This is a genomic window from Brevibacterium picturae, from assembly GCF_030453725.1.
GTDB lineage: Bacteria > Actinomycetota > Actinomycetes > Actinomycetales > Brevibacteriaceae > Brevibacterium > Brevibacterium sandarakinum_A.
This window is the reverse complement of record NZ_JAKDJU010000117.1, coordinates 1-9444: the sequence shown is the minus strand read 5'-3', so window position 1 is coordinate 9444 and position 9444 is coordinate 1. Positions and strand designations below refer to the sequence as shown.

Here is a 9444-nt window from a genome sequence, read left to right as displayed (position 1 = left end):
CACCGGAGGCAAGTTCATGACGACGATCGCACGAGCCGCAGCCGTGTCACCGGATGCTCTGCGCGAGACCTTCTCGCACTTCCCGCAGGGAGTCGCGCTCATCGGCGCCGAGGTCGGCGGGACTCCCCTCGGACTCGTCGCTTCGACGGTGACCGCGGGAGTCTCACTCGACCCGCCGCTGATCAGTGTTGCGGTGCAGGCCAGCTCGAGCACGTGGCCGCTCCTGCGCACTGCACCAGCCCTGGGGGTCTCCCTCCTCGGCGCGCATCAGTCACAGTTGGCCAGACAGCTGGCGTCGAAGGACCGCGCCTCGCGCTTCGCCGGGGTCGACCCCGAGATCACCGCCGATGGCGCGCTGACCATCCCAGGTGGCCCCGCCTATCTGTGGACCCGCCTCTACAACGAGGTCGAGGCCGGCGACCACACCGTTGCCCTGCTGGAGATCCTCGATACCGACAGCGGAGTGGCCACCGGAGCAGACACCGACGCCCTCGTTTTCCACCGCAGCGAGTTCAAAGGCATGACAGTCTCCTGACCACCCAGCTTCCATCAGGAAAGCAGCCCCACTTCCGCTCGACAGCCGCCTATGACATCACCCGACCCACCCTTGACGCCGACTAGAACACGTGTTCGAATGTAGGCATGAGGTGGAATCAGCAGAGCGCTCTTGACCCGGCAGCAGGCACGGCGGCAGCAGGCACGGCGGCATCGGGCACAGTGGCCGCAGGCACCGACGCCCCGCCTGCCGAGCTCTTCGGCGTCACAGGTCTGGTGCGCAGTGTTCGAACACCGGAGTTCGCCGGCGTCACCTTCCACGAAGTTCTGGCGAAGTCGGCGCTGAACAAAGTACCCGCGGCCAGTTCGATGCCATTCACCTGGACGATCAATCCCTACCGAGGGTGCTCTCACGCCTGCGTGTACTGTTTCGCTCGCAACACCCACCGCTATCTCGACCTCGATTCCGGTCAGGATTTCGACCGGCAGGTCATCGTCAAGGTCAACACTCCCGAGGTGCTGGCCGCCGAGGTGGCCAAACCGAAGTGGTCACGTGAGCTGGTCGCATTGGGCACGAATACGGACCCCTACCAGCGCGCCGAAGGCCGCTATGCACTCATGCCCGGCATCATCACCGCCCTGGCCGAGCACGGAACGCCGATGTCGGTCCTGACGAAGGGCACGTTGCTGCGCCGCGATCTGCCGCTGCTGGCCCGCGCCAAAGAGGACGTCGACGTAGAGATCAGCATGTCGATCGCCGTCTACGATGATGCCCTGCAGCAGACGATCGAACCGGGCACGCCTACGACGACGGCGCGCCTGGCCACGGTGCGGGCGGCTGCGAACCTCGGCTTCAAGGTCACGGTCTTCCTCATGCCGGTGATGCCGAAGCTCACCGACTCCATGGATCACCTCGACACAGCACTGCGCGCCATCAGGGAAGCCGGAGCGAGCAGAGTCGTCTACGGGGCGCTGCACCTGCGGCCTGGGGCACGCGAATGGTTCTTCGCCTGGCTCGAGCGTGAGCATCCCGAGCTGCTCCCCCGCTACCGCCGCATGTATGCGCAATCGTCCTATGCATCGAAGGAGTACCGGACCTGGCTGAGCCGGCGCATCAATCCGCTCATCGACGCATACGATCTGCGCGGGGCTGCCGACGATGACTACCCGATGACCAAGCGCGCAGATCGGACTCGGCTCGGTGCCGCGTCTTCGACCGCAGCTCAAGCCGCAAGTCTGACTCCCCCAGCCCAGGAAGCACTGTTCTGATTCGACCGCACCGGTGCTCAGCAGGGGAATAACCCGCACCGGCCCAGGGTTCGACCTGACATGAGGATTGAAATCTGGTCGGACATCGCCTGCCCCTGGTGCTATATCGGAAAACGTCGCTTTGAGACCGCCTTGGACGGCTTCGCACATAAGGACGACATCGAGGTCGAATGGCGCAGCTATCAGCTCGACCCGAGTCTGCCCGATCACTACGCGGGCACAGAGACCGAGTACCTCAGCCAGGCCAAGGGAATGCCGGTCGAGCAGGTTCGACAGATGTTCGACCACGTCACGCAGCAGGCCGCCGGTGAGGGCCTTGACTACGACTTCGACTCCATCGTCGTCGCCAACAGCTTCACGGCCCATCGCCTCCTCCACCTGGCCAATACGCACGGTGTCATGAGTCAGGCCAAGGAAGAGCTCCTGTCCGGCCATTTCGAGAAGGGCCGCAACATCGGAGACCTCGAATACCTCGCCGAGGTGGCCCAGACAGTCGGCATCGACGCCGACGAAGCCCGCCGTGTCCTGTCCACCGACGAGTACACCACCGAGGTCGAGTCCGACATCACCGAGGCCCAATCCCTGGGCGCCAATGGAGTCCCGTTCTTCGTCATCGACCGCAGGTACGCAATCTCCGGTGCCCAGCCACCCGAAGCCTTCACCAAGGCCCTCGAGACCGCGTGGAGCGAAAGCCAGAAGCTCACGGTGCTCGGCGGCGCAGGATCGGGTGCGGACAGCCCTGCCTCAGGCAAGGGTGGAGACGAGACCTTCCGCGACGGCGCCGTGTGCGGCCCCGAGGGCTGCGACTGACTCGGCCCTGCAACGGCACCGGTCAGAGCTCAGGCACCGGTCACAGGTAGGGCATCGACGGATAGCGGATGACCCCGTCCGGTGACGTGACAGGTCCGGCGATCATTCCGGCTGCCGCATCGATGAGGAACCGGCCCACCTGCTCCCAGTCGCCGTTGTGAGTCCCTTCATTCATCTTCACTTCCTGGTCCGAACACGCGCTGGTGACCATGTGAGCCAGCAGATACGCCCTACCACGCAGGACACCTTCGGGAATGCCGTCGATCGCTCCGTGGGTGAACCTCAAACCGTCAGGCAGAGCGGACTCGTCCATCACGGACTTCATGATCTCGACTGCCGAGGGCACGATGGCCACCTGCGAAAGGAACTGCGCACGCCAACTCGGCCGCGGCAGGTCGGCCAATACGGCGAAGAGCGGACCCATTCTGCAGCGGACCAGTTCATGGATGCTCGGTGCCTCGCCCAGATCATCGACGTAAAGTTCCCTGCGGAGGGCCACCTCGGCGACGTGACGTTTGACGAGCGCCCGCAGCAGGCCCTCCCGCCCCCCGAAGTGATACGAGATCGCGGAGTGGTTCGCTGCCCCGGCATGGTCGACGATGCGGCGGTTCGACACCGCGTCGATGCCGTGGACGGCGAAGAGCTCCTCCGCGGAATTGAGCAGCACCTCACGGGCTCGGTCACTCTGGGTTCCCATGATCCCTTTTCTCTCATTCTCGTCAACGCTGCAGACGCTGACGGACTGTCGCGATACCAGCGCTCCAACCGCCTCGGCGAGTCCTGCCATCACCCTGACAAACAACCGTCGATTTCACAATTATAAGTCACGTGTCTTAAACTATCCAAGTACATGGTGGTCGAAGGCGATCACTCGACTTCCGAATCGACCAGGAGGACGACCGTGGCCGCCGACCCACCACAGACACGCCGCGAAGCGCGTGAATCAGAACAACCGATAGAACCGGGTGCCTCCCCTGGCGCGTCCGACGCCACCGCCTCCCCCGAGACCGACAATGCCGACACGAACGCTGCCGCCGCGGCCAAGCGCGCCAAGGCGGAGATGATCGGTCGGACGGCCGCGATCTTCATCATGCCGCTCCTCTTCGTCGGCATGATGATCACCGGCTACCTCGGCACCATGCACTCCCCCACCGCCAACGACATGCCCGTCGTGGTGGCAGGGTCGGATTCGAAGGCTGCGGACATGAAGTTCGCACTCGATGGCTCCGAACCCGATGCCCTCGATGTCGAAACCGTCGCTGACGCACACACCGCTCGTGAGATGGTCTACGAGCGGGACGCGTCGGCGGCAGTCGTCGTCAAGGGCGATAACGCCACCCTCTACACGGCGGGCGGAGCCGGCGCCCAACAGGCCACGACGGTCACCGGACTCGTCATGCCGGCGCTGCAGGACGAAGGCCTCGAGGTCTCGACTCAGGACCTGGCCCCACTGCCGGACAACGATCCCACCGGATTGGGCGCGATGTTCCTCATGACGTCCATCGTCATGGCCGGCTATCTGCCCTTCAGCGTGCTGCGGTCGAACTCGCCCGAACTGCTGAAGTTCAAACGCATCGTGCCGATCCTCGGCGCCTGGGCCGCGGTCATCGCCGGCCTGGTCTGGACCGTCACCTGTCCGATTCTCGACGTCGTCGACGTCAAGGACACGGTCGCCATCCTCGGCATCGCCTGGTTGGGAGTCTTCGCGATCTCCTGCATGCAGCTGTTCATCACCCGGGTCGTCGGCGCCTTGGGCGTACTCCTGGGCATCCTGCTCCTCATGGTCCTCGGCATGCCCTCGTCGAACATGGCGATGCCCGTCTACACCATGCCACCGTTCTTCCGATTCACCCACGATTTCCTCCCCATGCCCGCTATCGGCGAATCCCTGCGCTCGGTGCTCTACTTCAACGGCAGCGGCGTGACCGGTTACCTCCTGGTGCTGGCCATCGGTGCCGTCGTCGGACTGCTGCTCACCAAGGCCTACGACTACATCTCACACAGGCGCAATCCCGATCCGGAACCGCTGTCGGTCAACATGCCGTCGCTGCACGGAGGCAGGCGTCCCGATTCGAAGGTGCTGCGCTACATCTCGCTCGTGGTCTTCCCACTGGCGATGGTCACGATGATGATCTCGTTCATGCTCGGCGCGATGGGCTCACCTACACCCAAGGACATGCCGGTGACAGTGGTCGGCTCCTCGACCGAGCAGGCGAAGGACACGATCGCCGACCTCGAGAAGAACATGGGCGAGAACATGTTCGACTTCACCGCCACGTCCGATGAGGACGAGGCTCGCGCCCTCGTCGAGGACCGCGAGGAGGTCGCCGCCCTCGTCCTGCCGTCGGAGAAGAGCCCCGAGTTCGGGCTGATTGCCAATGAGGCCGGAAACAACAGCGCCTACCGCGTAGTCAACCAGATCTTCGACCAGGTCGCCTCGGCCCAGGACATGGAGCTCAAGGTCGACAACGTCGCGCCGCTTCCCGATCGAGACAAGAACGGTGTGGTCGTCATGTATGTGGCGATGGGCTGGATCCTCGCCGGCTTCATGGTCGTCGTGGTGGCTGCAAACGCCAATCCCTGGAGCCGTCCACTGAAGCGGATGGTGCCGCTGACCGCGGTCTACGCACCGTTCATGTCCCTCGTCGTCGCACTCATCGCGGGTCCGATCACCGGTGCCGTCGACGGACACTTCGCCCAACTCTGGGGAGCAGGATCTCTCGCGATCTTCTGCATCGCGATGTTCGCCATGGTCTTCGAACGACTCATCGGCATGTTCGCGATCATTCCGGTCATCGGCACACTCATGTTCGCCGGCATGCCTGCCTCGAACGGCTCGATCTCCGAGTACATGACTCCGACGTTCTTCTCCACCCTGCATGACTTCCTGCCGATGCCGGCGGCTGTGGAGACGATTCGCTCGATCGTCTACTTCGACGGCGATGTCGCCACCGAGCACCTCCAGGTCCTCGGGCTCTGGGGTCTCGTGTCACTGGCGCTCGTGTTCCTCATCGACAGCATCAAACCGCCGAGGACGGAGCACGACTTCGGCAATCTGCACCTCGAGCGGGAGCGAGAGAGGAAAAAGCAGGCTCGGAAGCAGGCGAAGGCCCTCGAAGCCTCACAGCCTGCCCAGACCGTGCAGTCGACGATCGTCGACGACGAGCCCGACAACTACACGCTCACACCAGCCGGGGACAGGGCCGAGCCGGCCGAGTACAGGGTCGCGCCCACCGCGGGCGACGGACTGGGCAATCGGTTCGCAGGGGTTGCCGATGAGTATCCCGATGACGAGGGTTCGGCTCCCATGGCCTCAGAAGCAACGGACCGTCGGGAGTGGATCCCCTCCACCGTGTGACCGGTTGCCTGCATCTGCTCCCTGCCGCAGTCAGGCCATCGCCGAGGTGAACAACCGCCTCGGCGATGGCCTGTCGATTGACATCTTCGGTTCCGGTCTCATTGCCGGGTGAAGCCGTCGGGGTCGACGAATTCCCCGAGGGTGCTCACGATCGTCATGCGATGAGAGCCTGAGCCTTCGTGGTCGACTCCGGCGTTCTTCGCCACCGCACGTCGACTTTGGACGGCCAGGGTGATTGCCTGCTCCTCGTCGCGCCCTGAGTGACTGCGGTTGCCCATCTGAGGAGTCCGCAGGTCGATGCTGCTTCTTGAATTCTGACCGGCTCCCAAGAGCTCAGGTGTTTGAGGGTCTACAGTCGGATAAATATGGGTTCACACATCGATTTCTTCGGTCCGACCGGCCTCATCGAGGCCGAACTGCTCCTGGCCAGCTTCGTCCTGTGCTCACTGATCGGGTTCGAGCGGCAGTTCCGGCAGAAGAGCGCCGGCTATCGCACCCACGTGCTGGTGGGCATCGGCACATGTGCGTTCACGCTGGTCTCCGCATACGGGTTCGCCGGCGTGCTCGGCGACGACGCCCGTCTGGACCCGTCGAGGATCGCCGCGCAGATCGTCTCGGGCGTCGGCTTCCTGGGTGCCGGCGTGATCTTCAAGGGCCGGAACATGGTGCGCGGACTCACGACCGCCGCCACCGTGTGGGTGACAGCTGCCGTGGGCATGGCCTGCGGAGCGGGAATGCTGTCCTTGGCAGCGATGCTCACCGCGCTGCATCTGCTCACGCTGTTCGTCATCGCTCCCCTGATTCGCCGGATCCCCGACAGCGATCACCGCAAACTGCTGCGCATCGCGTACAAGGACGGCGCCGGGGTCCTCCGCGACATCCTCGCTGTGGCCGGCAATATGGGGTATTCGAACACGATCGTCGACTCCAAGCGCTTCGAGTCCGAAGACGGAGTGCCCATGGTCCAGATCGACGTGAAGTTCGAGGGGAAACCGCCCTTACACATGCTCCCCCCGGCGCTGATGGAGCTGGCCGGTGTGGACAAGGTGAGCATGCGCGAGGACCGGGTCCATTCGGTCGACGACGACGGCGACTCCGTCTGACTCACCGATCACCCCAGCCCGCACCTGCCATTCAGCCTCGCAGCGAGCGCTTCCACGCGAGGGTGGCGAGTGCGGCTGCCTGGTCCGGCAGATGCGCGTCGTCGAAGAGCACCTGCGGCGAATGGTTCCAGGCCGCGGTCTCCGGGTCGATGCCCTGCGGAGACACGAGGAAGAACAGAAACGCACCCGGAACCTCGTTGAGCACGAAGGAGAAGTCCTCGGACCCCATGAGAGGGGTCGGGGCTTCGGCGTACCGGTCCTCGCCGAAGGTCTCGGTCATCGAGTCTGCCACGAATGCAGCTTCGACGTCATTGTTGACGGTGACGGGATACTGTTCGGTCCACACCACCTCGGCAGTGCATCCGTGAGCGGCAGCGATCGATTCGGCCAGACGTGGGGCCACCTCGGCGAACTTCTTCGTCGACTCTGCTGACAGCGTCCGCACCGAGGCACCGATCGTCGCCGAGGGTGGGATGACGTTGACGGCGTCGCCGGCCTGCAGCTGCGTGACTTGAGCGACGACCGGGTCGAAGACGCTGAACGTGCTGGTGACCATCGCGTAGAGCGCCTGACCGAACTCGAGGGTGGGCCGGACCGGATCGATGCTGGTGTGCGGCTGTGAGCTGTGACCGCCGCGTCCGTGGAATGTGACGTGGATGGTGTTGGCCCCGGCCATCAGGGGGCCGGGCTTCGTGGTGAAGGTTCCGGGCGTCCCCGGGGCGACGTGGATGCCGTAGGCGGCATCCGGAGTCGAGCCGATGGCGTCGAACATGCCTTCATCGATCATGTCCTTGGCACCGCCCTGCCCTTCCTCGCCGGGCTGGAACATGAAGGCGACGGTGCCTGCCAGTTCCTCCTGGTGAGCACTCAGCAGCTTCGCGGCTCCGACGAGTCCGGCCACGTGCAGATCGTGTCCGCAGGCGTGCATGCGCCCATTGGTCGAAGCGAAGTCGAGGTCGGTCTCCTCGGCAACAGGAAGGGCATCCATGTCTCCGCGCAGCAGCACCGTTGGACCGGGCTTCCCGCCGCGGAGCACGGCGACGATCGAGCTGAGGTTCTTCCCTGTGGTGATCTCCAGCGGCAGGTCTTCGAGTGCGTCGAGGGCCAGTTTCTGGGTGATCGGGAGCTCGAGGCCGAGTTCCGGATTGCGGTGGAGTTCCCGGCGCAGCTCGGAGAGTTCTGTGGCGAGTGCCTGTGCCTCGGTGGTGAATTCGTGGTTCATGTGGGTTCCTCTCTGTTGGCGTGTGGAGCGATTCGGCTGTGGACCGGTTGTCATCCGAGTGCTGAACGCACCGGCGGGTTCGGAAACCAGCTCGCGGAGTCCTTGACCAGTGCCCCGCCCTGGACGACTGCCTTGACGTTATCGGGGTCTGCCAACGAGGTGATATCGGCCAGCGGGTCGAAGTCGACGATCACGAGGTCGGCGAGCTTGTCCATTTCGAGGGTGCCGAGGTCGGTGGACAGGAGCAGCAGGTCGGCCGCGTTCTTCGTTCCCGCCACGATCGCCTGCATCGGTGACATGCCGAGTTCGACGGCGTGCATCTCCTCGCGCAGGTTGAGCCCGTGTGGGCATACGCCCGCGTCGGTTCCGAGTGCGACCTTCACTCCGGCGGCCATGGCCACGGCCACGCGTTCGCGTGCGATCGCGGACCACTTGACCTTCTTCTCATACAGGTACCCGGGAACGTTCTTCGGGTCTGGGACGCGCAGCGCGCTGCTCAGCGTCGGAACGAGGAAGGTTCCGTTCTCGAGCATGAGGTCGATGCCTTCGTCGTCGATTCCGTATCCGTGTTCGACGGAGCGAACGCCGCCGCGGATGGCCGCCTTGATGCCTTCGGCTCCTTGAGCGTGGGCGGCAACGGGCTGACCTGCTCGTTTGCCGGTCTCTTCGACGATGAGGCGCACATGCTCCTCGGGGACACCGATGTCATCGGGGGTGTCCGAGGGGCTTGAGACGCCGCCGGTGGTGCAGACCTTGATCACGTCGGCGCCGGAGCGCACGAGTGTGCGGATGGTCCGGCGCACATCGTCATCGGTGTCGATGATCGGGTCGACGGGCATGGCAGGCATGGTGGGCAGGCCGTTGGGCATCGTGAAGTCGGTGTGCCCACCGGTCGGCGACAGTGGGGTGATGGCCAGGTGGACCCTCGGTCCGAGGATCAGTCCCTGTTGGATACTGTCGCGCACGCCGCGGTCGGTGCCGCCGAGGTCGCGGACGGTGGTGACACCTGCCATGAGCGTCTTCCGCGCGTTGGCCGCGCTGCGCACGATCCGCTCCGAAGCGAAGCGGGCGAGGTTTTCGGCCTGGTTCTCGACCGAGAGGCCGAGGTGCACGTGGGAGTCGATGAAGCCGGGCATGATCGTCTTCCCCGCAAGGTCGACGACACATGGGCCCTCGCCACCCGAATC

At 64.6% G+C, this 9444-nt stretch carries 9 protein-coding genes; 5 read left to right on the top strand and 4 right to left on the bottom strand.

Features of this window, described 5'->3' with window-relative positions:
* From L0G76_RS11395 to L0G76_RS11385, 3 genes are all read left to right on the top strand, one after another.
* The coding region (locus L0G76_RS11395) for a flavin reductase family protein (RefSeq protein ID WP_369696181.1) at positions 1-535 on the top strand (535 nt) is incomplete at its 5' end.
* Between the two features lie 107 nt (positions 536-642).
* Positions 643-1764 carry an Rv2578c family radical SAM protein gene (locus L0G76_RS11390; protein ID WP_304357336.1) on the top strand — a complete coding sequence of 374 codons (1122 nt, stop codon included), beginning with the start codon at positions 643-645 and terminating at the stop codon, positions 1762-1764.
* Positions 1765-1824: 60 nt separating this feature from the next.
* Positions 1825-2574 (top strand): DsbA family oxidoreductase, encoded by a 750-nt coding sequence (locus L0G76_RS11385; RefSeq protein ID WP_304357335.1) that lies wholly within the window; start codon positions 1825-1827, stop codon positions 2572-2574.
* A 40-nt stretch (positions 2575-2614) separates the two neighbouring features.
* Here the strand turns inward: L0G76_RS11385 and L0G76_RS11380 are convergent, their stop codons facing one another.
* A complete protein-coding gene (locus tag L0G76_RS11380) occupies positions 2615-3271 on the bottom strand; it encodes a TetR/AcrR family transcriptional regulator (RefSeq protein ID WP_304357334.1) in 657 nt (218 codons plus the stop codon).
* A 153-nt stretch (positions 3272-3424) separates the two neighbouring features.
* Here L0G76_RS11380 and L0G76_RS11375 point away from each other — a divergent pair, with 153 nt between their 5' ends.
* A complete protein-coding gene (locus L0G76_RS11375; protein ID WP_304357333.1) occupies positions 3425-5932 on the top strand; it encodes an ABC transporter permease in 2508 nt (835 codons plus the stop codon).
* Between the two features lie 98 nt (positions 5933-6030).
* Here L0G76_RS11375 and L0G76_RS11370 read toward each other — a convergent pair whose 3' ends face one another.
* Positions 6031-6210, bottom strand: coding sequence for a hypothetical protein (locus tag L0G76_RS11370; RefSeq protein WP_304357332.1), 180 nt, complete (start codon positions 6208-6210; stop codon positions 6031-6033).
* A gap of 87 nt (positions 6211-6297) precedes the next feature.
* On the opposite strand from L0G76_RS11370, the gene L0G76_RS11365 reads away from it, so the two are divergent.
* A complete protein-coding gene (locus L0G76_RS11365; protein ID WP_304357331.1) occupies positions 6298-7035 on the top strand; it encodes an MgtC/SapB family protein in 738 nt (245 codons plus the stop codon).
* Between the two features lie 31 nt (positions 7036-7066).
* Here the strand turns inward: L0G76_RS11365 and L0G76_RS11360 are convergent, their stop codons facing one another.
* Complete coding sequence (locus L0G76_RS11360) at positions 7067-8257, bottom strand: M20 metallopeptidase family protein (protein ID WP_304357330.1); 1191 nt, start codon at positions 8255-8257, stop codon at positions 7067-7069.
* 50 nt (positions 8258-8307) lie between these two features.
* Positions 8308-9444: metal-dependent hydrolase family protein (locus L0G76_RS11355; protein ID WP_304357329.1), on the bottom strand; the 1137-nt coding region annotated here is incomplete at its 5' end.

Coding starts and splice junctions, on each gene's coding strand:
- L0G76_RS11390 (WP_304357336.1), top strand. CDS start 643: ATGAGGTGGAATCAGCAGAGCGCTCTTGACCCGGCAGCAGGCACGGCG.
- L0G76_RS11385 (WP_304357335.1), top strand. CDS start 1,825: ATGAGGATTGAAATCTGGTCGGACATCGCCTGCCCCTGGTGCTATATC.
- L0G76_RS11365 (WP_304357331.1), top strand. CDS start 6,298: ATGGGTTCACACATCGATTTCTTCGGTCCGACCGGCCTCATCGAGGCC.
- L0G76_RS11375 (WP_304357333.1), top strand. CDS start 3,425: ATGGTGGTCGAAGGCGATCACTCGACTTCCGAATCGACCAGGAGGACG.
- L0G76_RS11360 (WP_304357330.1), bottom strand. CDS start 8,257: ATGAACCACGAATTCACCACCGAGGCACAGGCACTCGCCACAGAACTC.
- L0G76_RS11370 (WP_304357332.1), bottom strand. CDS start 6,210: ATGGGCAACCGCAGTCACTCAGGGCGCGACGAGGAGCAGGCAATCACC.
- L0G76_RS11380 (WP_304357334.1), bottom strand. CDS start 3,271: ATGGGAACCCAGAGTGACCGAGCCCGTGAGGTGCTGCTCAATTCCGCG.